The 25,222-nt window shown below is 70.5% G+C and carries 26 protein-coding genes and 1 pseudogene; 16 read left to right on the top strand and 11 right to left on the bottom strand.

The annotated features are described in order from the left end of the window. Positions 1-16: 16 nt before the first annotated feature. Genes ACH4TV_RS43605 through cpt form a run of 3 tightly spaced genes read left to right on the top strand, consistent with a single transcriptional unit; the run spans position 17 to position 2,388 of the window. Positions 17-889, top strand: a complete 873-nt coding sequence (locus ACH4TV_RS43605; protein WP_398406980.1) for an alpha/beta fold hydrolase — start codon at positions 17-19, stop codon at positions 887-889. Between the two features lie 5 nt (positions 890-894). Further along, positions 895-1,752: a class I SAM-dependent methyltransferase gene (locus ACH4TV_RS43600; protein WP_398406979.1), complete on the top strand. Its 858-nt coding sequence runs from the start codon at positions 895-897 to the stop codon at positions 1,750-1,752. A gap of 60 nt (positions 1,753-1,812) precedes the next feature. Next, positions 1,813-2,388: a chloramphenicol phosphotransferase CPT gene (cpt, locus tag ACH4TV_RS43595; RefSeq protein WP_398406978.1), complete on the top strand. Its 576-nt coding sequence runs from the start codon at positions 1,813-1,815 to the stop codon at positions 2,386-2,388. Positions 2,389-2,401: 13 nt separating this feature from the next. On the opposite strand, the gene ACH4TV_RS43590 is transcribed toward cpt, so the two are convergent. Beyond that, the gene (locus tag ACH4TV_RS43590) at positions 2,402-3,256 is read right to left on the bottom strand and encodes an SCO4225 family membrane protein (protein WP_398406976.1); all 855 of its coding nucleotides are present in this window, start codon (positions 3,254-3,256) and stop codon (positions 2,402-2,404) included. A 224-nt stretch (positions 3,257-3,480) separates the two neighbouring features. Here ACH4TV_RS43590 and ACH4TV_RS43585 point away from each other — a divergent pair, with 224 nt between their 5' ends. After that, entirely contained in the window at positions 3,481-3,792 is a 312-nt protein-coding gene (locus ACH4TV_RS43585) for an NIPSNAP family protein (RefSeq protein WP_398406974.1), read from the top strand. Here ACH4TV_RS43585 and ACH4TV_RS43580 read toward each other — a convergent pair. Both ACH4TV_RS43580 and ACH4TV_RS43575 read right to left on the bottom strand, forming a co-directional pair. Continuing rightward, positions 3,789-5,996 carry a glycoside hydrolase family 3 N-terminal domain-containing protein gene (locus tag ACH4TV_RS43580; RefSeq protein ID WP_398407066.1) on the bottom strand — a complete coding sequence of 736 codons (2,208 nt, stop codon included), beginning with the start codon at positions 5,994-5,996 and terminating at the stop codon, positions 3,789-3,791. The two genes, ACH4TV_RS43585 and ACH4TV_RS43580, sit on opposite strands and share 4 nt — an antisense overlap. A 68-nt stretch (positions 5,997-6,064) precedes the next feature. After that, entirely contained in the window at positions 6,065-7,177 is a 1,113-nt protein-coding gene (locus ACH4TV_RS43575) for an N-acetylglucosamine kinase (protein ID WP_398406973.1), read from the bottom strand. 84 nt (positions 7,178-7,261) lie between these two features. Between ACH4TV_RS43575 and ACH4TV_RS43570 the strand changes: the two genes are divergently transcribed. The 3 genes from ACH4TV_RS43570 (at position 7,262) to ACH4TV_RS43560 (ending at position 9,760) form a co-directional block, all read left to right on the top strand. Further along, positions 7,262-8,512 carry a cellulase family glycosylhydrolase gene (locus ACH4TV_RS43570; RefSeq protein WP_398406972.1) on the top strand — a complete coding sequence of 417 codons (1,251 nt, stop codon included), beginning with the start codon at positions 7,262-7,264 and terminating at the stop codon, positions 8,510-8,512. 94 nt (positions 8,513-8,606) lie between these two features. Next, positions 8,607-9,272 carry a SigE family RNA polymerase sigma factor gene (locus tag ACH4TV_RS43565; RefSeq protein ID WP_398406971.1) on the top strand — a complete coding sequence of 222 codons (666 nt, stop codon included), beginning with the start codon at positions 8,607-8,609 and terminating at the stop codon, positions 9,270-9,272. Then, entirely contained in the window at positions 9,269-9,760 is a 492-nt protein-coding gene (locus ACH4TV_RS43560; protein WP_398406970.1) for a hypothetical protein, read from the top strand. The genes ACH4TV_RS43565 and ACH4TV_RS43560 overlap by 4 nt, the downstream gene beginning before the upstream one ends. A 16-nt stretch (positions 9,761-9,776) precedes the next feature. On the opposite strand, the gene nagZ is transcribed toward ACH4TV_RS43560, so the two are convergent. Next, on the bottom strand, positions 9,777-11,285 hold the full coding sequence (gene nagZ / locus ACH4TV_RS43555; RefSeq protein WP_398406969.1) for a beta-N-acetylhexosaminidase: 1,509 nt from the start codon (positions 11,283-11,285) through the stop codon (positions 9,777-9,779). Between the two features lie 189 nt (positions 11,286-11,474). On the opposite strand from nagZ, the gene ACH4TV_RS43550 reads away from it, so the two are divergent. From ACH4TV_RS43550 to ACH4TV_RS43535, 4 genes are all read left to right on the top strand, one after another. Further along, positions 11,475-12,842: a histidine-type phosphatase gene (locus ACH4TV_RS43550; RefSeq protein WP_398406968.1), complete on the top strand. Its 1,368-nt coding sequence runs from the start codon at positions 11,475-11,477 to the stop codon at positions 12,840-12,842. An 83-nt stretch (positions 12,843-12,925) separates the two neighbouring features. Beyond that, positions 12,926-13,357 carry a DUF6153 family protein gene (locus ACH4TV_RS43545; protein WP_398406967.1) on the top strand — a complete coding sequence of 144 codons (432 nt, stop codon included), beginning with the start codon at positions 12,926-12,928 and terminating at the stop codon, positions 13,355-13,357. Positions 13,358-13,408: 51 nt separating this feature from the next. Next, positions 13,409-14,005 (top strand): DUF305 domain-containing protein, encoded by a 597-nt coding sequence (locus tag ACH4TV_RS43540; protein ID WP_398406966.1) that lies wholly within the window; start codon positions 13,409-13,411, stop codon positions 14,003-14,005. Positions 14,006-14,293: 288 nt separating this feature from the next. Beyond that, on the top strand, positions 14,294-15,283 hold the full coding sequence (locus ACH4TV_RS43535; RefSeq protein ID WP_398406965.1) for a hypothetical protein: 990 nt from the start codon (positions 14,294-14,296) through the stop codon (positions 15,281-15,283). Between the two features lie 94 nt (positions 15,284-15,377). Here ACH4TV_RS43535 and ACH4TV_RS43530 read toward each other — a convergent pair whose 3' ends face one another. The 4 genes and pseudogenes from ACH4TV_RS43530 to ACH4TV_RS43515 all read right to left on the bottom strand — a co-directional run bounded on the left by ACH4TV_RS43530 (position 15,378) and on the right by ACH4TV_RS43515 (position 19,244). Continuing rightward, positions 15,378-16,790: an ATP-binding protein gene (locus ACH4TV_RS43530; protein WP_398406964.1), complete on the bottom strand. Its 1,413-nt coding sequence runs from the start codon at positions 16,788-16,790 to the stop codon at positions 15,378-15,380. After that, on the bottom strand, positions 16,791-17,558 hold the full coding sequence (locus ACH4TV_RS43525) for a response regulator transcription factor (RefSeq protein WP_398406963.1): 768 nt from the start codon (positions 17,556-17,558) through the stop codon (positions 16,791-16,793). Between the two features lie 54 nt (positions 17,559-17,612). Beyond that, positions 17,613-17,927: pseudogene (locus ACH4TV_RS43520) on the bottom strand (NAD(P)H-dependent oxidoreductase); the annotation flags it as partial. 216 nt (positions 17,928-18,143) lie between these two features. Further along, entirely contained in the window at positions 18,144-19,244 is a 1,101-nt protein-coding gene (locus tag ACH4TV_RS43515) for an LLM class flavin-dependent oxidoreductase (protein WP_398406962.1), read from the bottom strand. A gap of 148 nt (positions 19,245-19,392) precedes the next feature. Between ACH4TV_RS43515 and ACH4TV_RS43510 the strand changes: the two genes are divergently transcribed. Further along, positions 19,393-20,157 (top strand): SDR family oxidoreductase, encoded by a 765-nt coding sequence (locus tag ACH4TV_RS43510; RefSeq protein ID WP_398406961.1) that lies wholly within the window; start codon positions 19,393-19,395, stop codon positions 20,155-20,157. Positions 20,158-20,160: 3 nt separating this feature from the next. Here the strand turns inward: ACH4TV_RS43510 and ACH4TV_RS43505 are convergent, their stop codons facing one another. Next, positions 20,161-20,637 carry a hypothetical protein gene (locus ACH4TV_RS43505; RefSeq protein WP_398407064.1) on the bottom strand — a complete coding sequence of 159 codons (477 nt, stop codon included), beginning with the start codon at positions 20,635-20,637 and terminating at the stop codon, positions 20,161-20,163. A gap of 145 nt (positions 20,638-20,782) precedes the next feature. Between ACH4TV_RS43505 and ACH4TV_RS43500 the strand changes: the two genes are divergently transcribed. Beyond that, positions 20,783-21,121 (top strand): YnfA family protein, encoded by a 339-nt coding sequence (locus ACH4TV_RS43500; RefSeq protein ID WP_398406960.1) that lies wholly within the window; start codon positions 20,783-20,785, stop codon positions 21,119-21,121. Positions 21,122-21,145: 24 nt separating this feature from the next. Here ACH4TV_RS43500 and ACH4TV_RS43495 read toward each other — a convergent pair whose 3' ends face one another. Continuing rightward, entirely contained in the window at positions 21,146-21,580 is a 435-nt protein-coding gene (locus ACH4TV_RS43495) for an ester cyclase (RefSeq protein WP_398406959.1), read from the bottom strand. A 179-nt stretch (positions 21,581-21,759) separates the two neighbouring features. Between ACH4TV_RS43495 and ACH4TV_RS43490 the strand changes: the two genes are divergently transcribed. Next, positions 21,760-22,536, top strand: a complete 777-nt coding sequence (locus tag ACH4TV_RS43490) for an SDR family NAD(P)-dependent oxidoreductase (protein WP_398406958.1) — start codon at positions 21,760-21,762, stop codon at positions 22,534-22,536. Continuing rightward, positions 22,536-22,730, top strand: coding sequence for a hypothetical protein (locus tag ACH4TV_RS43485; protein WP_398406957.1), 195 nt, complete (start codon positions 22,536-22,538; stop codon positions 22,728-22,730). The genes ACH4TV_RS43490 and ACH4TV_RS43485 overlap by 1 nt, the downstream gene beginning before the upstream one ends. Positions 22,731-22,758: 28 nt before the next feature. Here the strand turns inward: ACH4TV_RS43485 and ACH4TV_RS43480 are convergent, their stop codons facing one another. After that, positions 22,759-23,940, bottom strand: a complete 1,182-nt coding sequence (locus ACH4TV_RS43480; RefSeq protein ID WP_398407062.1) for a cytochrome P450 — start codon at positions 23,938-23,940, stop codon at positions 22,759-22,761. 361 nt (positions 23,941-24,301) lie between these two features. Between ACH4TV_RS43480 and ACH4TV_RS43475 the strand changes: the two genes are divergently transcribed. Continuing rightward, entirely contained in the window at positions 24,302-25,102 is an 801-nt protein-coding gene (locus ACH4TV_RS43475) for a hypothetical protein (RefSeq protein ID WP_398406956.1), read from the top strand. Positions 25,103-25,222: the final 120 nt, after the last annotated feature.

Below are 25,222 nucleotides of genomic sequence, written 5' to 3'. Positions count from 1 at the left end.
GTCTAGCGTGGTGTTCATGACCGATCACCTTTCGCACGGCGAGAAGCTCGTCGAGATCAAGACCGAGACCGGCGTCGTCGACGTCGAGCTGTGCGTCGAGACCTTCGGGAACCCCGCGCACCCGGCGATCCTGCTCATCGACGGTGCGGCCGCGTCGATGCTCTGGTGGGAAGCCGAGCTGTGCGAACAGATCGCGCGCGGCGGCCGGTTCGTGATCCGTTACGACAACCGGGACACCGGCAGATCCACCAGCTACCCGCCGGGGCGGCCTGGCTACACGTACACCGACTGGGCCGGGGACGCACTCGGCATCCTGGACGCCCTGGACGTGGAGCGCGCACACATCGTCTGCCGGTCCATGTCCGGCGGAATCGGGCTCATCCTCGGGGTCGACCACTCCGACCGGGTGGAGTCACTGACGTTCGTCTCCACCTCCACGGGCGAGGACGGACTCCCGTCGCCGTCGGACGAGCTCACCGGCTCCACCCCCGCCGACCCGGACCCCACCGATACCGGCGCGGTGGTGGACTTCGTGGTCGCCTCGGCGAAGGCGTACGCGGGTGGCTCGCCCTACTTCGACGAGACCGCCACCCGCACACTGGTCGAGCGGGACGTGGCCCGCACCCGCGACATCGCGGCCACCCTCGTCAACCACTACTCGATGTCCTTCGACGGGTCGTCCCGCGACTTCGCCTCCATCAAGGCGCCGACCCTGGTGGTGCACGGCGACCACGACCCGGTGTTCCCGCTCCCCCACGGACACGCGCTGCGCGACGCGATTCCCGGCGCGACGCTGCTGGTCCTGGAAGGCGCCGGGCACGACCTGCCGAGGCCGCTGTGGGACGTGTTCGTCCCGGCTCTGCTCCAGCACACCGGAAACGGCAGGTGAAGGTGATGTCCGACCCGACAGACCCGACAGACCCGACCGACCTTTTCGACTACGACGCTGAACTGCACCTGCACAACGAGCTCTTCCGTGCCGCTGCCCGCGTCGGCTCTCGCGACCGTGTGCTCGACATCGGCTGTGGGACAGGCCGGACCACCCGCGAAGCCGCCCGGGCCGCCGTCGACGGAAGCGCGGTGGGCGTCGACCTCTCCGCCCCGATGCTTGAACGGGCCCGCCGGCTCAGCGCCGACGAGGGACTGACCAACGTCACCTACCAGCAGGCGGACGCCCAGGTTCACCGCTTTCCACCGCCGCGTTTCGACCTCTGCATCAGCAGGTTCGGAACGATGTTCTTCGCCGACCCGGTCGCCGCGTTCACCAACATCGGGCGCGCTCTGCGCCCCGGGGCGCGCCTGGTGCTGCTGGTCTGGCAGGAGCGCGACCGCAACGAGTGGGCCACCGCGATCCGCCGAACCCTCACGGACGCCCCGGCCGCACCGGCCGCGCCCCTCGCTCCGGACCCGTTCTCGCTCGCCGACCCGACCGTCACGGAAGGCATCCTGGCGGCGGCCGGCTTCACGGACGTCAGCTTCACCGACGTACACGAGCCCGTCTACTACGGCCCGGACAGCGCCACCGCCCTCGATGCCGTGCTCCGCCTGTGGGAGGTCAAGGACCTGCTCGCCGGCCTCGACGCCACGCCGGCCGAGCAGGCCCGCACGCGGCTACGCACCATGCTCGACGCCCACCACACCGACGGCGGCGTGTACTTCGACTCGCGAGCCTGGATCGTCACAGCACGCCACAACCAGCCGCAGTCGCCCTCACCGACAAACCCCGCGCACGACCCGCGGTCAGCCAAATAGTCTGGCGCGATGCCGATCCCCGTCATCCAGATTCAGCCTCACCCTCACCCTCAGGCCCAGATGATCATTCTCAACGGTGGCTCCAGCGCGGGGAAGTCCGAGATCGTACGGTGTCTGCAAGCCGAACTGCCGGATGCGTGGCTGGCGTTCGGGTGCGACTCGTTCGTCGACGCCCTGCCCGCGAGGATGCAGGCGTCGGACGCGGGGATCGAGATCGCGGCGGACGGTCGGGTGAGTGTCGGGGCGGACTTCCTGGCGCTGGAGGCGGCCTGGCGGGAAGGCGTCGTGGCGATGGTCCGGGCGGGCGCCCGCGTCGTCATCGACGACGTCTTCCTCGGCGGAGCCGCGTCCCAGCAGCGGTGGCGCAAGGCGCTCGGCGACGTGGGTGAGCTGGGCGTGCTGTGGGTGGGCGTCCGGTGCGAGAGCGCCGTCGCCGCAGGCCGCGAGGCCGCCCGGGGAGACCGGGTCCGGGGAATGGCCGCAGCGCAGGCGGATGTGGTTCACGAGGGCGTGGTCTACGACCTGGAGGTCGACACGACGCGTACCGAGTCCCTGCTGTGCGCGCGAACCATTGCCGGCCGCGTCCACGACGGCGAGGGGGCTCACAGCCGTTATGCCCCGGACCCGGCCGACTGATCCGGCGTCTCCCTCAACCGGCTGGGCGCGGTTCCGGGGCCCGCAGCCTGCGTGCGAGTCGGCCGAGGAGCACGGCGTTGAACAGCCCTGCCGGGACCGCACCCGCGGAGAAGACCAACGGGCTCAGCCAGGCGAGCGCGGGGTTCCACTCGGGTGACACCACCAGCGAGACGAGGACGGCGAGGATGCTGAGCGGCGCCGTGGCCATGAACGGCCAGATCCCGGCGAACCCCGGGTCCGGCAACACGTACGCGGCGTACAGGAAGAATCCCACCGCTGCCGCGACCACGGCGAGGTACCCGCGCGCGAGCCAGTTGTCGACCGCGGGCGCCAGCAGAACCTGAATCCCTCGCAGCCGGGGGTGTGCGGAATCCGCCGTAACCGTTGTCTTCTGCTCGGAGGAGTCCGAGACCCTCGGAAGGGTCTCAGGCGCGCCGGGCGATGCGGCGGTCCCCGACCTCGCGGCGAGGGCACCGATCACGGCGGCGTTCACGAGGGCGCAGAGAAGCAGCCACGCGACCCAGTAGCCGACGGCCAGCGCCTCGACCGTCCCGCCGCCCTGGGTGCCGGGACCGAAGGGGAGGACCACGCTCAGGAAGGAGAGGGGTGCCGTGAACAGCACGGGGCTCCCGCCGAAGCCGCTGTCCGGGAAGAGGAGCATGGCCGCGACTGAGGCTGCGAAGACGGCCAGATAGCCCCGGGCAGGCCAGTTGTCCGTGGCGAGCGCGAGGATCCGCCGCAGTCGCGGGAGGTGGCGCGGGCGGGAGGCGTTCGGCATCGCGGGGCCCTTCGGGTCGGTGCGTGGGTCGTGCGTGGGTGGTGCGTCGGTGGTGTTCTCCACGGTGGACCGGGGGGCGCGCTCAGACATGAGTACGGGTACTCATCCCGGTGTGGGGGGGTGCTTCTGTCTGTTCGGTCGGGTCTGTGGGCTTGTCCCCGTGGATCTCAATCTGTCAAATGCCGTACGCAGCAAGCCGGTTCACTGAACGTCCGCCCTGTTGCCCAGTCGAGATGAACCCCCGACTTCCGTTACAGGACACCGAGGTCACCAAGGACACCAACAGCACCCCACTGCTCTGTGACGATGGACGCGTGATCACTATCCATCTGAAGTACGAGATCGACGCCGACAAGATCGAGGCCTTCGAGGAGTACGGCCGCCGCTGGGTCCGGCTCGTCAACCGTTTCGGCGGGACGCACCACGGCTACTTCCTGCCGAGTGAGGGCGACAGCGACATCGCCTACGCCCTCTTCTCCTTTCCCAGCCTGGCCGTGTACGAGCAGTACCGCACGGACAGCATGTCCGACGCCGAGTGCCAGGAGGCCTTCGCGCTGGCGCGGGACACCCGCTGCATCAGGCGGTACGAGCGCCGCTTCCTCCGGCCGCTCGACGGCCTGGCCTAGGACAGGACGACCGGCACAGCACCCAGCGCCCCCCGCGCCGACTCCGCGACCCTGATCTCCACACTCCCCGGCAGTACCCCCGTCTCCAAGTCAACGCCGACCTGCGCGAGTTGGTCGTCACCGAGGGCGAAGGTGACCGTGCGGCGCTCACCGGGATCCAGGTCGACGCTCTGGAAGCCACGGAGTTCCAGGGTGCGCGGCCAGACAGGTGTGCGCAGCCGGCGGACGTACAGCTGGACCACCGAACGCCCGGCCCGTTCCCCGGTGTTGGTGACCTCGACCTCGCAGCAGGTCTGCCCTTCTCCCGTGAGCCTCGGGACGCCGTACTCGAAGGTCGTGTACGTCAGGCCGTGTCCGAAGGAGTAGAGCGGCTCGGCGTCCTGGTCCACGTAGGAGCCGTACTCCGTGTCCTTGTGGTTGTAGTAGACGGGGAGTTGGGCCGCCGAGCGCGGGACCGAGACGGGGAGGCGGCCGGTGGGAGCGGTGTGGCCGAGGAGGATCTCGGCGATGGCGTCGCCGCCCCAGGGGCCCGGGTACCAGGCCGTCAGCAGCGCAGCCGCGTGTTCCGCCGCCTCGGGGACCGCGTGCGGGCGGCCCTGGACCAGGACGACGACCGTGGGTGTGCCGGTGGCGGTCACCGCGTCCAGCAGGGCGTGCTGGGCCCTGCCCAGGCGCAGGTCGGCGAGGTCGGCGCCCTCGCCGCACGTCATCTCCGAGACGGTCGTCCGGGCGGCGCCGTTGGCGTCGAACTCCGTGTCCGGCGTACGGGCGCTGCTGCCGCCCAGGACCAGTACGGCCAGGTCGGAGGCTGTTGCCACTGCCACCGCCTCGGGGATGCGGGTCAGGTCGTCGCCGGTGAGGGTGCAGCCCTGGGCGTGCCGGATGTCGGTGCCGGGCGGGGCCAGGAGGCGGAGTCCGGCCAGGACGCTGGTTCCGGTGCCGGGGCGTTGGGGGGCCGTGTAGTCGCCGAGTTGGTGGGCGGTGGTGGCGGAGTGCGGGCCCAGGACGGCGATACGGGAGACCGCGGAAGGGCGGATGGGGAGTGCGCCCGCCTTGTTATGGAGGAGGGTGACCGCGGTTCGCGCCAGGGCCGTGCTCAGGGAACGGCCCTCATCAGGTGACGGGGGCGGCAACTGCGGTGTCGTACCCGGGAGTTCGAAGAGGCCGAGCCTGAATTTCAGGGTCAGGACCCGGGACACGGCCGCGTCGACCGTGGACTCAGCCACCAGGCCGCGTTCCACCGCCTCCTCCAGATGCGTGAAGCCCTCGTCCCAAAGGCTCAGGTCGATACCGGAGTTGAGGGCCAGGGCGCCCGCCGAGACCTTGTCGCCGGTGATGCGGGCCAGCCGGTCCACCGCCAGACCGTCCGCCACGACCAGTCCCTCGAAGCCCCAGCGGTCGCGCAACAACCCGTTCAGCAGAGTGCTGTTGGCCGAACAGGGGAGGCCGTCCACCTCGTTGTACGCGGCCATCACCGCGGCGGCACCCGCGCGTACGCCGGCCCTGGCCGCGGGGAGGTGGATCTCGTGGAGTTCCCGGGGGCCCAGCTCCGACTCGGCGGAGTTGCGCCCCCCGACCGTGGCCCCCTGACCGGCGAAGTGCTTGAGAACCACCGGGGCCTTGTCGGAAGAGAAACTCCCCTGCGCCTCCACACCCCCCTGCATACCCCTGACCAGCGCCTCCGTCAGCCGGGCGGCGAGGTACGGGTCCTCCCCGAAGCACTCCTCGGTCCGGCCCCAGCGCGGGTCGCGGGCGATGTCCAGCGCCGAGACGAGGGCCAAGTGGCCGCCCCGGGCGCGGAGTTCGGCGGCGGCGTGGGCTGCCGCGCGCTCGTACAGGTCCGGGTCCCAGGTGGCGCCCACCGTGAGGTTGACGGGGAGGACCGTGCCGTCGAGGGCCATGAGTCCGTGCGGCACCTCTTCGACGAACAGGGCGGGGATGCCCAGGCGGCTGCGTCCGCGCACGTGGCGCTGGACCAGGTCGGCCAGCGCCGGGCCGGCTTCCGCGTCGGCGCCTGTGGAGTGGTCGACGCCGGACCAGGCGTCGGCGCGGAGGAGTCCGTACAGGGCGCCGAGTCCCTCGAAGCGGTCGGTCTCCTCGTACAGGGCCTCCGTCAGCTCGAACTCGCCGTCCGGGCGGCGGCGGTAGGCGTCCCAGCCGTACATCCGCTGGTTGAGCTGGCCGACCTTCTCGCGCAGGGTCATCCGGGCGAGGAGGTCGGACACGCGGGCGCCGACGGGGGCGGCCGGGTCGCGGTACAGAGGGGGCACGGTCACTGGTTCTTCTCCGGGTGCGTGGCGGGGCCGCCGTCGAGTACGAGCCGGGCCAGGGCCACCGCGCCCCGGCTGCCGTCGGGGACCCAGTGCGCCACCAGGCCCAGGGCGCCCAGATGCCGGTCCAGGGGGGCGGTCAGCGGGCCTTCCGGGCCGAACAGGCCGCCCGTCGCAACCAGCGACTCGCCCGGCGTCGGCTCCAACGCCCGTACGCAGTCGGCGAGATGACCGGCCGCCTCGTCGAGGATCGCCCCCGCGAGGACATCCCCCGCCCGGGCCGCCCCGGCGACCAGCGGCGCGAACCGGGCCAGCCGGACCGGCGGTTCGGCCATGACCGCGGGGAGGACGTGCCGGCGATAGGCCTCGCGCGCGGAACGGGACCAGGGCCGACGGACGCCGCCCTCACCCTCGTACACCAACCTCTCACCCTCGTACGCCAATACGTCACCCTCGTACGGGAGAACCGTGTCCGGCACCCCCAACTCCCGTCCCACCAGCGCCGCCAGAGCCGTGTCGGCGCCCCGGTGGTCCGCCATGCGCAGCGCGACCCGGACCGCTTCCCGGCCGATCCAGAAGCCGCCCCCGTCGTCACCGAGGAGCCAGCCGTCGCCGCCGACCGTCTTCTCGCAGTGGCGGGCGGTGATGCGCATCGCGACGGCGCCCGTACCGGCGACGAGGGCCAGCCCGTCTGCCGGGGCGCCCGGAGCGGAGGCGAAGGCGGCCTCGATGTCGCTGCAGAGGCGGATCTCGCGCGCGGGGATGCCCAGCCGCCGCAGGGCTTCCGTCAGCGCGGTGAGGGCATGGACGCGGCCGGGTTCGTTCGCGGTGCCCGCGGCGCCCGCGAAGCCGCCCGCGACGGCGACGACCCGAGGGCGGGCCGGTTCGGGCACCGCCTGGGCGATGGCCGCCACCAGGTGCTCGGTGAGCTGCGGTACGGGGACGGTGAGGGCGTTGCCCGGCCCGGCGACGCCCTCGCCGAGGGGGCGCCCGTCGGCGGCGGACGCCAGTACGGCGCGCGTACGGGTGCCCCCGGCGTCGAGGCCGACGACCAGATCGCCCCGCGTGGAACGGTGGGAATCCCGATCCGAATCCTGGTTCAATTCATTGCTCATCGCGCACTATGGTGGTTCATACATTCGCCGAGGACAAGACCCGACTCGCGGCCCGGCGCAGTCACGCACGTCCGAGGAGGACCCGTGAGCACTCCCCCTGCCCCCTCTTCCGGCTCTCCCGCGCCTCGCTTCGGCGTCAACTACACGCCGCGCCGGGGCTGGTTCCACTCCTGGTACGACTTCGACCCGGCCCGCGCCCGCGAGGACCTCGACCAGATCGCCGGCCTGGGCCTGGACCACGTACGGATCTTCCCGCTCTGGCCGCTGCTCCAGCCGAACCGCACGCTCATCCGCACCTCCGCCGTCGACCAGGTGGCGCAACTCGTGGACGTGGCGGCGCAGGCCGGCCTCGACGTCATGGTGGACGGCGTGCAGGGCCACCTCTCCAGCTTCGACTTCTACCCGGAGTGGACCCGCAGCTGGCACCACCGCAACGTCTTCACCGACCCGGAGGCGATCGAGGCGCAGGCGACCCTCCTGCGCACCCTCGGCAGCGCCCTCACCGGCCGCCCGAACCTCCTCGGCCTCCAGCTCGGCAACGAGCTCAACAACCTGGTCGAACACAACCCGGTGACCGTGGACGACATCGACCACTACCTGGACACACTCCTCACCGCCGGCCGAGCCGGACTGGGCCCGACGGAGGGCCTGGTCACGCACTCCGCGTACGACGCCGCCTGGTACGGCGACGACCACCCCTTCACCCCGAAGGCCTCGGCCCGCAAGGGCGACCTGACGACCGTCCACCCCTGGGTGTTCTCGGCCGACTGCGCCCGCCGCTACGGCCCCCGCTCCCCGCAGGTCCAGCACCTCGCGGAGTACGGCGTCGAGCTGGCCACGGCGTACGCCCTCGACCCCGCCCGGCCCGTCTGGGTCCAGGAGACCGGCGCCCCCGAGCCGCACATCCCGGCGTCCGACGCCCCCGGCTTCGCCCGCGCGACCCTCCTCAACGCCGCCGGCTGCGCCAACCTGTACGGGGTTACCTGGTGGTGCTCCCATGACGTCGACCGCTCCCTCGCCGACTTCCCCGAACTGGAATACACGCTCGGCCTGTTCGACTCCACGGGCCGACCGAAACCCATCGCCGACACCCTCGCGGAGACGGTCGCCGAGCTGCGCGACGACCCCCGTCCGGCCGAGCCCCGCACCACCGGCCTGGTGCTGGACTGCACCCCGGGGAACCGTTCGATTTCGGGTCCTGGCGGCGCGTACTTCGAGGCGTGGATGCGACTGCGGGCGGAGGGCACGCGTCCGGCAGTGGTGCTGGCGGAACGGGCCGAGGACGAGGGGTACTTGGCTGCGCGGGGGATCAAGGAGATCGTCCAGGACCTCTGAGAACCCCCTCTCTGTGACCCAGGTCACATCCCGCCCGTGCAGCAGATGCGCGGCCTGTCACGTCGAGGAGAGGTGACAGGAAAGGAGGGGGCGTGTGGATCTGGCAACCGAGTGGAAGCCCGGCGCCGGCCTCGGCAGGACCGAGGCCGGGGCCGGCTTCGAGGCCGAGTTCGAGGGCGGCGAGATGGATTTCCCGGGATTCGTCGCTACCCGTTCGGCGTCCTTATTCCGCGGTGCGCTCGTCCTGACGGGGAACCGGGAGGCGGCCGAGGACCTGGTCCAGGAGACCCTGGAACGGGCCTGCCGCAAGTGGCGCACGATCGCCGCCAAGGACGCCCCGGACGCCTACGTCCGGCGGATCATGGTGAACCTGGCCAACGACCGCTGGCGGCGATTCCGCCGTGCGGTTCCGCTGGTCTCGCCGGTCCCGCACCAGGACACCGGCGACCGGGCGGCCCACGGGGACGAGTACGGGCGCGTCGACAGCAGGGACCAGCTGGTACGGGCCCTGCAGTCCTTGCCGATGCGTATGCGCACGGTCGTGGTGCTGCGGTACTTCCACGACCTCTCCGACGCCGAGATCGCGGCCGACCTGAGGATCTCACCGAGCACCGTACGGTCCCAGCTCGCCCGTGGGATCGACAAGCTCAGAAGCCAGATTCCCGCACTCGCCGGCCCTTCACCGTCACCTCCGTCGCCGTCGTCGTCGCCGCAGCCCGGACCAACGGGACCCGCGGGGCCCACGGAAGGAACCCGATGACTCGCTGCACCGACGGCACACCCTTCGAAGAGGAACTGGTGAACGCCATGAACGACTTCGCGAACTCCGCCGCCGCACCGGACTTCGACAGTGCCGGCATCGTGCGCAGGACCCGCCGCAGGCGGAACTCGGCCATAGCCGGTGTCGCCGCCGCCCTCATCGTGGCCGGCGCCGGCACCGCCATCGCCACCGGCGGTTCGGACGCCCCCAAGCCGTCCGTCGCCTCCGCGACCGGCCCGACCACGTCGACCCACAACGACGCTGCCACGGTCGTGCTGGAAGGCAGCAAGTCCAAGAACGAGTTCGGGGGCCTCAGCCTGGACTTCGCCAAGCAGCAGCTGCAGAGGTTGCGGCTCGATCTCGGCAAGGTCACCGAGATCGACTGCGGCAAGCTCGGCGAGCCCCACACGGTCATCACGGTCTACCCGCACGGCCCGAACGCCGTGCCCACCGGCACCACCATCGACCTGTCACTCTGCTCCGACTGACCACACGGAGACAGCCTCAGAAGGCGGCGCCTCCCACCAACACCTCGGCCAGCGCCCGCAAGTTGACCTTCCCCCGCCCGTACGAACACAGGGCGCCGCCTTCCGGCAGTCCCGTGTCGACGCGCACCGCGTCCCCGCGTCCGGCCACCAACGCCGCCCGCAGCTCCGCCTGCCACGGATACAGCCCGGCATCCGACGTGGCGACCACCAGCGGCACCCCGGCCGCCCGCCGCAGTACGCCCGCGACCAGGGCCTCCCGGTCCACCGGCGCCTCACTCAGCGCCACGCCCGCCGCCGTGGGATCCAGCGCGCGCACCTCGCTCAGCAGATCCTCGCCGCCCCAGTTCAACGCGGGATGCGGCGGCGGAAACAGGTCGACGACATACGCACCCGGCGCCGGAGCCACACCACCACCAGCACCTCGACCCCGCACCGCCCGTCGAGCAGCCTCAAGCCCAACTCCCGCACCCCAGCCGCCACTTGCCCCCTCCCCTTCCCCCACCGCGCCCGCGTACCGCTCCGCCAGCTTCCGCACCCGCCCGGCGGCCTCCCGTACCCGCTCCTCCTCCAGCGTGCCGTCGCGCAGCGCGCCGAGGACCGCGTCCCGGCAGGCCAGCGTGACCGCGAGGTCCGGTACCGCCACGATCACCTGGTCGGCGCCCGCGGCGAGGGCGAGCCGGGCGCCGGCCGCCTCGCCGTACCGGTCGGCTATCGCCTTCATCTCCAGGGCGTCGCTGACGAGGACGCCTTCGAAACCGAGGTCGTGCCGGAGCAGGTCGTTCAGAATGCGCCGACTCAGCGTCGCGGGCCGCTCCGGATCCAGCGCCGGGTACACCACGTGCGCGCTCATCAGCATCGGCACGCCCGCGGCCACGGCGGCCCGGAACGGCTCGACGTCGACGCGGATCTCGTCGTACGACCGCCGGTCGACCGCCATCTCGTGGTGGCTGTCGGTCACCGTGCCGCCGTGGCCGGGGAAGTGCTTGGCGCAGGAGGCGACGCCGCGAGCCTCGGTGGCCGTGATCCAGGCCCGGAGATGACGGGCGGCGAGGTCGGGGGCGGCGCCGAAGGAGCGGGTGCGGACGATCGGGTTGTCGGGGTGCTGCTGGAGGTCGGCCACGGGGGCGTACGAGACGGTGATGCCGAGCGAGGCGAGGTGCCCGGCGAGTGCGTCGGCGCAGCGGGCGGTGAGGTCCGGGTCGTCGACGACGCCGAGGGCGTACGAGCCGGGTACCTCGGGGGCGCCGGCGGCGACGAGGTGGCCGATGCCGCCGCCCTCGTTGTCGATGGCGACGAGGAGATCGGGGCGCAGGGCGCGCAGCTCGTCGGTGAGGCGGCGGACCTGGTCCGCGTCACGCACGTTGCGGGTGAAGAGGATGACGCCGCCGAGGCCCCGGTCGATCAGCCGCTTGAGGGTGTGCGGGACGCCGGTGGTGCCGTCGAACCCGGCGACGAGACACCGGTGGACGGCTTCGTCGAGATCGACGGGCAGGTGGTGGTGCTGGGGCTGCTGCATCGACTTCATCGGCCGGCCTCTGGGTCTCGCGGGGTCTCGCGGTCAAGACCTAGATGATAGAAGTCACCAAAACCCCAGCACAAGATGAATCAAACAACCGAAATCTCACAGCACATTTGCCCCACACATGCCCCATACACCCCTCCTGCGCCATTCCACGGCCATCCACGGTTCACACGCGCCGCCGACGATGCGCCCATGAACCGCGCCACTCTCGCCCTCGCCGCACCCCTGTGCGCCCTGCTGGCCGCCGCCACCGCCCTGCCCGCCCACGCGGCGGACCGTTCCACCACCGCCGACAGCTACGGCACCAAGGGCTCGTACGCCCCCCAGCAGAACCTCCGCACCTACCAGCAGCCCCCGAAGGGCTTCGCCCCGGTGTTCACGGAGAACGTCTCCCGGCACGGCTCCCGGGCCGCGACCGACAGCTCGGACGGCGACCTGATCCTCAGGCTGTGGGACCAGGCGGCGAGCGAGGGGCAACTCACCGCCCGTGGCAAGGAGTTCGGGCCGAAGGTACGGGCCCTGCTCGCCGCCATGGACAAGGTCGGCTACGGCAATCTCAGCGAGCGCGGCAAGAGCGAGATCGCGGGCACCGCCGTACGGATGGAACAGCGACTGCCCGGCCTCTTCGCCGGCATCGCGAAGAACGGCGAGAAGATCGACGTCGTCAGCTCCGGACAGGGCCGCGCCGTCGACAGCGGACAGCTCTTCGCCGACACCCTCGCGGCCACCGACCCGGCACTCAAGCCGCTCATCGGGGCGGCCCGCACGGACAAGGACCTCCTCTACTTCCACAAGTCCGCCGGCGGCGCCGCCTACCGCGACTACATCGCGAACGACCAGCGCCTCACCACCACCCTCACGTCGATCACCGACCAGCCGACGACCCACCGTGCGGCGTCGGACGTACTGCGGAAGATCTTCAAGCGGGACTTCGTGCAGCGCATCGTCGACGGCGAGTTCGCGACCACCGCCGGCAGCGCGGTGGACGCGGCCGAGGCGGTCTACAACCTGTACGGCATCGCCCCGGCGATGAGCGCCGAGAGCCCCGGCGGCAAGGGCTGGCACATGGACCGGTACATCAACCAGCAGGACGCCGCCTGGTTCGGGTACCTGAGCGACGCCGAGGACTTCTACGAGAAGGGTCCCGGCTTCGCCGGCAGCAACATCACGTACAAGATGGCCGACGTCCTGCTCGACGACTTCTTCAAGAAGGCCGAGGGAGCCGCGAGCACTACCACCACCCTCGGCGCCGAGCTGCGCTTCACGCACGCCGAGGAGATCATCCCGCTGGCCGCGCTGATGGGCCTGCCGGGCAGTACGCAGGGGGCAACCGCCGAGACGCCGTACACGTACGCCGACAACCCGTGGCGGGGCGCTGCCGTGGCGCCGATGGCCTCGAACATCCAGTGGGACGTGTTCCGCAAGGGCGACACCACCCTCGTACGCATGCTCTACAACGAGAAGGAGACCGCCTTCAAGACGGGCTGCCGTCCGGTGTCGAAGGGCAGCAAGTTCTACGACCTGAATGAGCTGGAGCGCTGCTTCGGCCGTACTTCCTGAAGTACGGCAGTACGACCTGACACTGGCTACGGATATAGGGGTACCCCGTATCCCTATACGTCTCCCGCGCTAGCATGACCCGCGTGACAGCCCGCGCACAGCAACACCGGCGCACGCACCCGCCCTCCTGGTGGGCGCGTGCGTTCGTCGTGCTCGGGCTGCTGGCGGGCGTCCTCGCGATGCACGGCCTCGGGCCGGGTGGCATGTCCGGCGGGACGACGGACGGCGCCCATCACGGTCGTCACCAGGCGCAGCCGATGAGCACGAACGCCGGGACCGCCACACAGGTCGAGTACGTCTGTCACGGCACCGGCCCGAACGGCGGCCACGCCCACCACGCCGACGCGACCTGCGCGTCCGGTGCCGTCCCGGCGGGCCACGCACTCCCCGCCCTCACGCCCGACCCGACCACCGCCCCGGCCCCGGACGACGGCGCCGGGCGCTCCCTGCCCCGCTCCCCCGAGGGCGCCCGCGCGCCACCCTCCCTCGCCGAACTCCAGCTCCTGCGGATCTAGAGGCAGCCTCCACCTCGCCTCATATCCCTTTCGGACAACAGGAGTTCCAGCATGCGCACAACCCGCAAGACCCTCGTCGCCATGGCCGCCACCGCCGCGCTCGCCCTCACGCTCACCGCCTGCGGCAGCGACGACGGCAACAGCGACACCAGCAGCGCCGCAGGCGCGGGAAGCAGCAGCAAGGCCGAGGGCTACAACGCCCAGGACGTCTCCTTCGCGCAGGGCATGATCCCCCACCACAAGGGCGCCCTGGAGATGGCGGAAGAAGCGGCCGAAAAGGCCTCGTCGGCCGAGGTCAAGTCCCTCGCCGCCCGCATCGAGAAGGCCCAGGCACCGGAGATCGAGACCATGAGCGGGTGGCTGAAGACCTGGGGCGAGGACGTCCCGACGTCGACGGAGTCGATGCCCGGCATGGAGTCCATGGAAGGCATGGAATCGATGCCCGGCATGGACCACGGCGCCACCGGCAAGGAGTTCGACAAGAACTTCCTGACCATGATGATCGAGCACCACAAGGGTGCCGTGACGATGGCCACCACCGAGAAGGCCAAGGGCGAGTACGCCCCCGCCACCTCCATGGCCGACGACGTCATCCGCACCCAGAACGCCGAGATCACCGAGATGAACAAGCTCCTCGGCAAGAACTGACACTGCTGACGCTGCCGGTGGGTCGGCCGGCCACCAAGCCGGCCGACCCACCGCACCACAAATCCAGCAGCCTTGCAGCAGTTTCCCGAGGAGAGCATCAGGAACGTCACGGCCGAGGCGTTCCACCGTCTGGCGACGGTCGCGGCCTGAGCTCGTACGGCCGCACCCCGAGGCCGGCACCAGGACACCGGCCGCGCGGGGCGGGCCCGACGTATGGCTCGCCCATCGGTTGCCGCCGCCGGTAGGGTCCCTCGCGGAGGGATCCCCGTGACCCGAACATCCGGCCTCGTGACCCGAACATCCGGCCTCGCCATTGCGCTCGTCCTGGTTGCCGTCATGACGGCCGTCGCCGGATGCGGCGGGCCGGCGCCGGAGCCGGCCAGGAGCCCGTCCGCCGGCGGGTCCGCGCCTCACCCGGTCGTCAGCCTCAGCGCGGACAGTCGCGTACTGGTCCCCGGCGGCCCGCCGCTCGCCTTCCGTGTCGCCGTCGCGGGCCTCACCGCCGGACAGGCCGGCCGGCGGCAACTGACGCTCTACATCGGTACCGTCCCCGATCGACTCCAGATCCGCGAAGCCGGGTCGTGGCACGATGCGGCGCTCCAGTGGAGCAACGAGCAGGACGACAACGGGGAGTTCGTCGCCGTGGTGCCGCTCTCCCACCGCGGCGAGGCACGCACGGAGATCGAGTTCCGGCTGTTCACCGCCGACCAGCAGATCGACCACGTGGACGACCAGGTTCCCGCCATACGCAACACCATCGCCGCGCAGACGGACCAGGAAGGCCGGATTCCGGCTGCCCATGCGGCGGCGTCCGCGGTGCGGATGGATCTGTCCGTCGATGCCACCCACCTCACCATCGAGGTCCCGCAGTTGCTCAGGGCGACCGCGGGCGGCCCTGCGGTGGAGTGGGAGGTGAGAGTGCGCAACGCGGCGGGCACTCTCACCCGCTCCGGCCTGCGCGTCGCGATCTCCCTGCTCCCAGGATCGGCCGACGAGTCCGTGCGGCAGCTGCACTGGTCGATCGACCGCCGGGGCCGGTGGACCGATCTGACGGGCCGGACGCACATCGAGACCGAGGTGTTCACGCTCAAGCCCGGTGCGTCACGGACCGTCCGGATCCGGCTCGCCCTGCCGGCCGGCACCACGGCGAAGGGTTCCGACCAGGTCGGCGCCATGCTCGCCGCAGCGGTCACGGCCCCCTGGTGGCCCTCCGACCCGGACCGGCCCTCGGGAGTCTCCCTGGACGCGGAGTCCACCAACGTGCTCACAAAACCGTAGGTACGAGGAGTCCCCCGCCCGCCGGTGTCGCGGGCAGGGGACGGTCACGTCACCGGTCCGGGCTCACTTCACATCGACGCTGAGGAAGCCGCACTCACCCCTGCCCACCCACCGTGAACCCGATGACCGCCCCGCCCCCGTCCCGCCGGTTCGCGAAAGGCGCCCCGCCGTGGGCGATCGCCACCTCGCGGACGATCGACAGCCCCAGACCCGAACCGGGCAGGCTGCGGGCGTCGGCGGCGCGGTAGAAGCGGTCGAACAGGCGCAGGAGGTCGCCCTCGGCGATGCCCGGACCCCGGTCGAGCACCTCCACCCGGATCGCGCCCTGCCGGCCGCCCTGGCGGGCCCGTTCCGGCCCGGTGACCGCGATCTCGATCGGTGTCGTGCCGCCCCGGTCGAACTTGGCCGCGTTCTCGACGAGGTTCGACATCGCGCGCTGGAGTGCGGCGGGACGGGCGTCGGCGACCGTCTCCCCGCTCACCCGGACGGTGATCTCCCGCCCGGTACGCCGCCGGGCCACCACCGCGACCTCGTCCGCGATGTCGGCGAGGTCGATCAGCTGCTTGGGCTCGGTGTCCGACTGCCCGGCCGCCAGGTCCACCAACTCGTTGACCAGGTCGGTGAGTTCACGCGCCTCCTGGGCCAGGTCGGCGACCAGTTCGCCCCGCATCTCGGTCGGCAGTTCGTCGATGCGGCGCAGCAGCGAGATGTTCGTACGGAGGGAGGTGAGCGGGGTGCGCAGCTCGTGCCCCGCGTCCTGGACCAGCCGGCGCTGGTCGTCCTCCGACTGGGCGAGCCGGCCCAGCATCCGGTCGAAGGACCGGCCCAGGCGCCCCACCTCGTCGGCCCCGGTGACCGGCACCTGGATGCCGAGGCGCCGGGTGCGGGCGACGTCCTCGGCGGCGGACGCGAGGATGCGCAGCCGGCGGGTGATCCGGCGGGCCAGCCACCACCCGAACAACCCGGCCGCGACGACGACCGCGACGACCAGCAGGACCGTCCGCTGCTGGAGCTCCCGGAGCAGGTCCTCCGTGTCGCTGAACTCCTGCGCGACCTGCACCGCGCCCCGCCCACCGCCGAGCGCGACGGTCGCGATGCGGTAGACGTCCGGGCCGACGTCGATGTCCTTGTGCTGCACGACCCGCCCGGCGAACGGGGAGGCGGCGGTCCGGCGGTCGGCGGCGGTGACGGGCAGCCCCGGACTGCCCTTGTCGACCACCTCTCCGACCGGCCCGAGGACCTGCACATCGGTACGGCTGGGCCGGACGATGTCGTGCCCCGGCTCGGACGACGAGAAGTCCTGCGGCGTCATCGTGTTGTGCCGCACCTCGTCCTGGAGGTCCTGCACGACCTCCGCGAAGGCGGACTGCTGGTCCACCCGGACCAGCCGCGCGGCGGCGTCGTACGACAGGAACCCGACGAGGACGGTCACCCCGGCCGCGACCGCGGCGAACGACACGGCGAAGGTGGTCCGCAGCGAGGCCAGCCCCGACCTCCGCAGGGCCACTCAGTCCTCCCGGAGGACGTAACCCACGCCTCGCACCGTGTGGATCAGCTGCGACGCACCCGGCTCGTCGAGCTTGCGGCGCAGATAACCGACGTACACGGCAAGGTTCTTCGAACCCGGACCGAAGTCGTAGCCCCAGATACGGTCGTAGATCGTCGAGTGGTCGAGCACGATCCCGGCGTTGCGCACGAGCAGTTCCAGCAGCTCGAACTCGGTCCGGGTCAGCTCCAGTTCCCGCGTCCCGCGCCACACCCGCCGCGCCTGGAGATCCATCCGCAGCCCGGCCGCGGCGAGCTGCCGCTCGGGAATCGTGGGTTCCTTCGGCGCGCGGACGTCGGCGGGGGTGGCGTTCCGGGAAGGGCTCTCGCCGAAACCGAAACCGGAACCAGAGCCAGAACCGGGGCCGGTGCGCCGCAGCAGCGCACGCAGCCGCGCGAAGACCTCCTCGACGTCGAACGGCTTCACGACGTAGTCATCGGCGCCCGCGTCGAGGCCGGCGATCCGGTCGGCGGTCTCCACGAGCGCGGTGAGCATCAGGATCGGCGTACGGTCCCCCTCGGCGCGCAGCACCCGGCACACCTGAAGTCCGTCGATGCCGGGCATCATCACGTCCAGGACGAGGATGTCCGGTGGCGTACGGTGCGCCTGCGCAAGCGCCTCGACACCGTCGGCGACCGCGGTGACCCGGTAACCCTCCAGGGTCAGGGCCCGCTCCAGGGCATGGCGGATGGCACGGTCGTCCTCGGCGAGCAGCACGGTTTGTGGCACCCGCCCAGTGTGCCAAGGGGGCCTCTTACTCGCCTCTCACCCTCACTCCCGCTCTTACCGCCGGAGCGCGTCCAGCTGCTGTGCGAACGGGACCACCTCGAACCCGCCCGACGCGGGTTTCGGTACCGGCCGCTGAGCCGACAGCCCCGACATCAGAGCCGTCAACTCCCCCGCCGCCCGCTCCACCCGCTCCGCCAGCCCCTCCGCACCCCGGTCCTCCGAGGCCGCGTACACAGCCGTCGGCACGACCACGGCCCGCAGATACGCGAACAACGGCCGCATCGCATGCTCCAGCACCAGCGAATGCCGGGCCGAACCACCGGTCGCACCGACCAGCACCGGCTTCCCCACCAGCGGGTCCTTGTCCAGCGCGTGCCTCCGGCACGACCGACATGACCACGATCGGCGGGCCCGTACGGCGCGTGGAACGGCGGCTCCTGGAGGTCACCGCCCCGGGCAACCCCTCAGGGGCGCGGGGCTGTGTCGATTTGCGGCTCCGCCGCGTGGGCGCGACCAGCCACGACGCACCGGCAGACGGGATACAGCGCACCCCCTACGGCGCTCCCCCGGCCGGGACGGCAAGCTTCACACGCCGGCCCCTTCCTTCGAGGCACCCTGCGCTGCGGCCAGCAGAGACGCGTGCGTCGGCGCATCAGGCACCCCCGCCGCCCGCCCCTTGGCGAACTCCGCCCGCAGCACCGGCACGACCTCCTCGCCGAGCAGGTCGAGCTGCTCCAGCACGGTCTTCAGGGGCAGCCCGGCATGGTCGATCAGGAACAGCTGACGCTGGTAGTCACCGGCGTACTCCCGGAAGGCCAGCGTCTTCTCGATGACCTGCTGCGGGGACCCGACGGTCAGCGGGGTCTGGTCGGTGAAGTCCTCCAGGGACGGTCCGTGCCCGTACACCGGCGCGACGTCGAAGTACGGCCGGAACTCCCGTACCGCGTCCTGCGAGTTGCGGCGCATGAACACATGCCCGCCCAGCCCCACAATGGCCTGCTCGGCGGTCCCGTGCCCGTAGTGCGCGTACCGCTCCCGGTACAGCTCGACCATCTGCCTCGTATGGTCGGCGGGCCAGAAGATGTTGTTGTGGAAGAAGCCGTCGCCGTAGTAGGCGGCCTGTTCGGCGATCTCGGGCGACCGGATCGACCCGTGCCAGACGAACGGCGGTACGTCGTCCAGGGGACGCGGGGTGGAGGTGAACCCCTGCAGCGGTGTGCGGAACCGCCCCTCCCAGTTCACGACGTCCTCGCGCCACAGCCGGCGCAGCAGCGCGTAGTTCTCGACGGCGAGGTTGATGCCCTCGCGGATGTCCTGCCCGAACCACGGGTACACAGGGCCGGTGTTCCCGCGCCCCATCATCAGGTCCACGCGCCCGTCGGCCAGGTGCTGGAGCATCGCGAAGTCCTCCGCGATCTTCACCGGGTCGTTGGTGGTGATGAGGGTGGTGGAGGTGGAGAGGACCAGCTTCTCCGTCTGCGCGGCTATGTACCCGAGCATCGTCGTCGGGGACGAGGGCACGAACGGCGGGTTGTGGTGCTCGCCGGTCGCGAACACGTCCAGCCCGACCTCCTCGGCCTTCAGCGCGACGGCGACCATGGCCTTGATGCGCTCACGCTCGGTCGGCGCCCGGCCCGTGGTCGGGTCCGGTGTGACATCGCCGACGCTGAAGATCCCGAACTGCATGGTCGCTCACCCTTCAGTTTGTTTACCCTTCAACTATAGCGTCCGTGGGCGACAACCGCGCCCCCTTCAGAGGTATTCCACCTCGCTCCAGCTCGTGCTAGAACTCAGCAGAGGAAGATTTCCATTTTACGAGAATGAGGTTCTTCCAATGAGCGCGATCGGTGCGATGAGAGTGGTGGTCGTCGGTGCGTCGAGCGGCCTTGGCCGTAGTACAGCCATCGACCTCGGCAGCCGCGGCGACCGCGTCGCCCTGCTCGCCCGCCGACACGACCGACTGATCGACGCCGCGAAGGAAGCGGGCCCGGACGCGCTCGCCGTCACCTGCGACGTGACCGACGAGGAGTCCTGCCGGGCCGCGATCGAGGAGGCCGCCGACGGACTCGGCGGCATCGACTCCCTCGTCTACGCCACCGGCATCGGCCCCCTCGCCCCCGTCGAGAAGACCGACGCCGACACCTGGCGCCGGGTCATGGACACCAACGTGATCGGCGCCGCCCTCATCACCAACGCCGCACTCCCCCACCTCACCGCGTCCGCCGGCACCGCCGTCTACCTCTCCACGGTCGGCGCCTCCATCACCCAAGCCTGGCCCGGATTCGCGGCCTACCACGTCAGCAAGGCGGCCCTGGAGAAGCTGGCCGAGGCCTACCGCGTCGAGCATCCACAGGTCGGCTTCACCCGCTTCGTGGTCAGGGACTGCGGAGGCGGCGACGGCGACTCCCGCACCGAGTTCACCAACGGCTGGGACATGACGTACGCGGCCCAGGTCGTACCCGTCTGGCGGCAGCGCGGCTACCTCGGCGACGACCTGCTCGACGTGTCCGAGTTCCTCCGCACCCTGGACGCCGTACTGCGCTGCGGCGGCACCATCCCGGAGGTGACGGTGACACCGCGAGCGAGCCGGAAGCCATGACGCTCAGAAGTAGTACGCGTCCCCCGTGTCGAGCACGAGAACACGCTGCTGGTCGTTGCCCCGGTTACGGTCCACGACCCCGCCGCTCCAGACCGTACCGATCTCCAGCAGCACCTCGGAGGGCGTGCCCTGGAGCCGCACCCTGAGCCCGATCTGCTCGCCCACCCCGTCCGCGGTCAGCGCCCCCGTCCGGCACACCACCACCCGCGCCCCGAGCCGCGCACACCCGTCCGGCAGCTGCTGCCGGGCGGCCAGCGGGGCCGACCAGGTCAGCCGCACCGTCGCGTCGGCGACGGCGGACGGCCCGTGGTTGAGCGGGGTCACCCGCAGGTCGATCCGCCCACGGTCCAGCGAAACGGACCCGTGATACGCGAGATCGGCCTCCGGCCCCCCACTGTCGGCACCGGCGAGACCCCCCGCCCCGACCACACCCGACGCCACCACCGCACCCGCGACCACCCCACGCACCCAGACCCTCATACCCATGTCACGCACGCCACCCACGCCACCCACTCCTCGCCCTGCCGAGCCTGCCCGAAGACCGTCAAAGCGATGTATCCCACCTGACGCGCACCTCAGGCGCCCTCCAACAGGTGACGGTGAGCAAGCGTGCAAGGCTGCCCCCATGCCGTCGCTCCTCCGCTCCGTAGCCCTCTTCGTCGTCGCCGCGCTGTTCGAGATCGGCGGCGCCTGGCTCGTCTGGCAGGGCGTACGGGAGCACCGCGGCTGGACGTGGATCGGCGCGGGCGTGCTGGCCCTGGGCGCGTACGGGTTCGTCGCCACCCTCCAGCCCGACGCCGAGTTCGGCCGCATCCTGGCCGCGTACGGCGGTGTCTTCGTCGCCGGTTCACTGGCCTGGGGCATGGCCGCGGACGGCTACCGCCCGGACCGCTGGGACGTGACGGGCGCGCTGATCTGCCTCGCGGGCATGGCCGTGATCATGTACGCCCCACGAGGCGACTGAGAGACCCGGGAAGGTCGGCAGAGCTCAGGTGAACTCCTCGGGCAGCAACCCGAGTTGGCCCAGGAACTCCATCTGGTCGAAGTAGAGCCGGTAGTCGACGATGTGACCGTCCCGGACCGTCGCGACATCGACCCCCCGGACCCTGACCTCCTTCTGCGTCGCCGGCAGATGCTCGCCCGTGGGCAGCGGGATCGGCCCGGTGTTCCGCCCGGTGAAGTAGCCCTCGTCGACGGCCGTGTCACCGATCTCGTACGTGTGCACGGGCTCGTACGTGGCCTCGGGCAACGCGTCCGTCATCTGCCGCCAGTAGTCGACGATGTTGTCGCGCCCGTGGATCTCGCCGCCGTCAGGGGTGAAGGCGACCGCGTCCGGCGCGTACAGCTCGGCGACGGCCTTCAGATCGGGCGTCGAGGTGAGTGCCTCCGTGAGCCGGTCCATGACGTCACGTGCTTCTCCCATGATCCACCTCCATTGCCGCGGATCACCCACCTCATTTTCCCACCACCCCAGAGCCTCGGCAGCTCGGCACCGGCCCACCCCCCGGACACCCCGCCGCCCATTCCGCCCGCCTGCCTATCCTGGGCAGCAGCTCAGCCCGCCTCCACCCCGAACGCCCCGAACATCCCGAGGAGCAGTCCATGGCCACCGCCGCCCCGTCCGCCGCCTCCCGCATCGCCGTCGTCACCGGCGCCAGCAGCGGAATCGGCGCCGCGACGGCCCGCCGGCTCGCCGCGGCCGGCTACCGCGTCGTCCTGACGGCCCGCCGCAAGGACCGCATCGAGGCGCTGGCCGAGGAGATCAACGCGACGGGCGGCCAGGCCACCGCGTACCCCCTGGACGTCACCGACCGCACGGCGGTCGACGAGTTCGCGTCGGCCTTCAAGACCATCGGCGTCCTCATCAACAACGCCGGCGGCGCACTCGGCGCCGACCCGGTGGCCACCGGCGACCCGGCCGACTGGCGCCAGATGTACGAGACGAACGTCATCGGCACCCTCAACCTCACCCAGGCCCTCCTCCCCGCCCTGACGGCGAGCGGCGACGGCACCATCGTGGTCGTCTCCTCCACCGCCGGACACGGCACCTACGAGGGCGGCGGAGGCTACGTCGCCGCCAAGCACGGCGCCCACGTCCTCGCGGAGACACTGCGCCTGGAGATCGTCGGCACCCCGGTCCGGGTCATCGAGATCGCGCCGGGCATGGTGAAGACGGACGAGTTCGCCCTGACCCGCTTCTCCGGCGACCCGGACAAGGCGGCCAAGGTCTACGAGGGCGTCGCCGAACCCCTCACCGCCGACGACGTGGCCGAGACGATCACCTGGACGGTCACCCGCCCCAGCCACGTCAACGTCGACCTCCTGGTCCTGCGCCCCCGCGCCCAGGCATCCAACACGAAGGTCCACCGGGACGTGTGATGACGGACGACCAGGAACGGGAGCAGGACCAGGCGCGGGAACAAGAACGGGCCCAGGAGCGGGAACGCGACCAGGAACGTCTGGCCCTGGAGAAGCAACGCGAACGCTACGTCTGGTACTACCTCGCGTACTTCCTCTTCGGCATCCACCTCATCGCCTTCGTGATGATCTACGCGGTGAAGCACGCGGGGTAACACCTGACACCCCTACCGGGGCTGCCAGTTACCAGGTAACGGGCAGCTCATACACCCCGTACACGATGCCGTCGTCCTTGAACGGAATCGCGTCCAGCTCTGCGGCGACCCTCAGTTCGGGTATGCGCCGGAACAACGTGCCGTAGACCACCTGGAGTTCGAGACGGGCCAGCGGCTGCCCCAGACACTGGTGGATACCGAACCCGAAGGCCAGGTGGCGACGGGCGTCCCGGGTGACGTCGAGCGTCTCCGGATCGGGGAATCGATCCGCGTCCCAGTTCCCGGTCGCGCCGGGCATGATGACACCCTCACCGGCCCGGACGACCTGCCCGCCGATCTCCAGATCCTCCAACGCCAGCCGCCGCTGCCCGTTGTGAACGACCGTCAGATAACGCAGCATCTCCTCCGCGGCACCCGCGAGAACCTTGGGATCGTCGGTGTCACGGACGATCGCGAGCTGCTCGGGATGCTCCAGAAACGCGAGCACCCCCAAAGCGATCATGTTCGCGCTCGTCTCATGACCGGCCCCGAGCAGCAACTGCCCCAGCATGACCGCCTCTTGACGAGTCAGGTCGCCCGTCTGGAACCGCGCGCCCAACTCGGAGAGCATGTCGTCGCCAGGGTTGGCGATCTTGTTGTCCAACTGCCGGTCCAGATACTGGAAGAGAGCGCCACTGGCCGCCCGCACCGCCTCCGGTGTCACATCCCGGCGCAGACCGACCTTGCTGTTGCTCTGGAAGAAGTCGTGGTCCTCGTACGGGACACCGAGCAACTCGCAGATCACCAGCGACGGCAACGGCAACGCCAACGCCTCGACGAGATCCACCGGCTTCGGCCCCGCCAGCATCCGGTCGATCAGCTCGTCCGTCATCCGCTGGATCGCCGGCCGCAACGCCTCGATCCGCTTGATGGCGAACGGCGCCGTCACCATCCGCCGGATCCGGGCATGGTCAGGATCGTCCATGTTGAGGAACGACGGCGGCGTCTTGGCCGCGATTTCCCGGAACGCCTCGTTGAGGTACGGAAACCCCTCCCGGGTCGTATCAACACTGAGCCGCTGATCCCCGTAAAGGGCCCGCTGATCCTCGTACCGGGTGACCAGCCAGTGCGTACTCCCGTCCCACAACCGCACCTTGGACACCGGCTGTTCGGCATCCCGCTTCAGCAGCTCAGGGGGCGGACTGAACGGACAGGCGGAATCCCGGGGCATCGGAAACTCGGCGATCTCCTCGGACAGTTCGTGCGCAAGATGGGTCGTCACAACGCCGGCGCTCCTCGTGGTGGGGGGACAAGGACATCCGCCGCCATGGAACCGCAGCTCCCTGACAACTCCCGGACAAGCACCTGACGGCACCCACTCGTGACCGAGGTCACGCCGACCCGTTTGCGGAGTAACTCACAAGAGTGACGATCGTCGATCACCCGCACGGCACCTGAACAGCCGACCTAGGCTCGCGCCACAACATCAATTCGACGGCCCTCGGCCGGGGGTGCGATCCCGGCCAAGGGCCTGACCAACAAGGAAGTAGGGCTTCCCTGTGGCTGACTGCGAGCCTAGCGCTCAACAGTTCATGGACCTCACGGTCCCCGAGTACGCGTACATGTTTGGCTTCTTTCAAGCAGACGGGCATCTGCAACAAGGGGTCGGGCAGAAAGGCAAGCTGACCGTCGAGATCAACGCTCGAGACATCGAGATTCTGCACAAGTTCCAGAAACTGACGCCGTACTACAGCAGCGTCACAGAACGCACTCGGTCGACGAACTTCTCCGAGGCCCACCGCTCGGCCACCTGGAGCCTCTGTTCCCTCGAAGCGAGGACCAAGCTCAATGAACTCGGCCTGCCGTACGGCCGCAAGTCGAAGACCATCGGCCCGCCTCACATCGAGTTCTCGCGACGTGACTATCTCCGAGGCGTCGTCGATGCCGACGGATCTGTGGGCTGCACGAGCCAGGGCTTCCCTTTTATCTCACTGACCACGGCCAGTACGGCCATCGGCGCCTATCTGTGCTTTTACGCAGGAAAGATCACAGGAGCCGAACGCACCCTCAAGCGCAACGCCCGCGACGACATCTACAACATCCTCTACACGAAGGAGAACGCCCAGAAGCTGGCAGCCGACCTCTACTACAAGGACTGCCTGTCCCTCCAGCGCAAGAAGACCGCCGCCGACTCCCTGAGCACATGGACCCGACCGGCAGAGATGAGGGTCGCACCCGACCGCCGCCGCTGGACGGCGCAAGAAGACCGCATGCTGCTGCAACTGAACGACGATGCCGCGGCAGCCAAGGAACTCGGTCGAACCGAAAAGAGCTGCTACATCCGCCTCTGGCGCCTGCGGACCGGCAAGGTCCGCCTGCCGATCGACCGATGACCAGCTGAGCGAGGCCCCCGGTACCCTTGGGTTCAAGAGGTCGTTGCAACACCCCGTCTGTAGGGAGTTGCAGTGGACTTCGAGATTCGGGAGGACCGGAGGCCGCAGGGGCCGCGGAAG

This window comes from Streptomyces sp. NPDC020898 (assembly GCF_044333925.1).
GTDB lineage: Bacteria > Actinomycetota > Actinomycetes > Streptomycetales > Streptomycetaceae > Streptomyces.
Note: the sequence above shows the minus strand (reverse complement) of the source record. Positions and strands in the feature narration are given on the sequence as shown.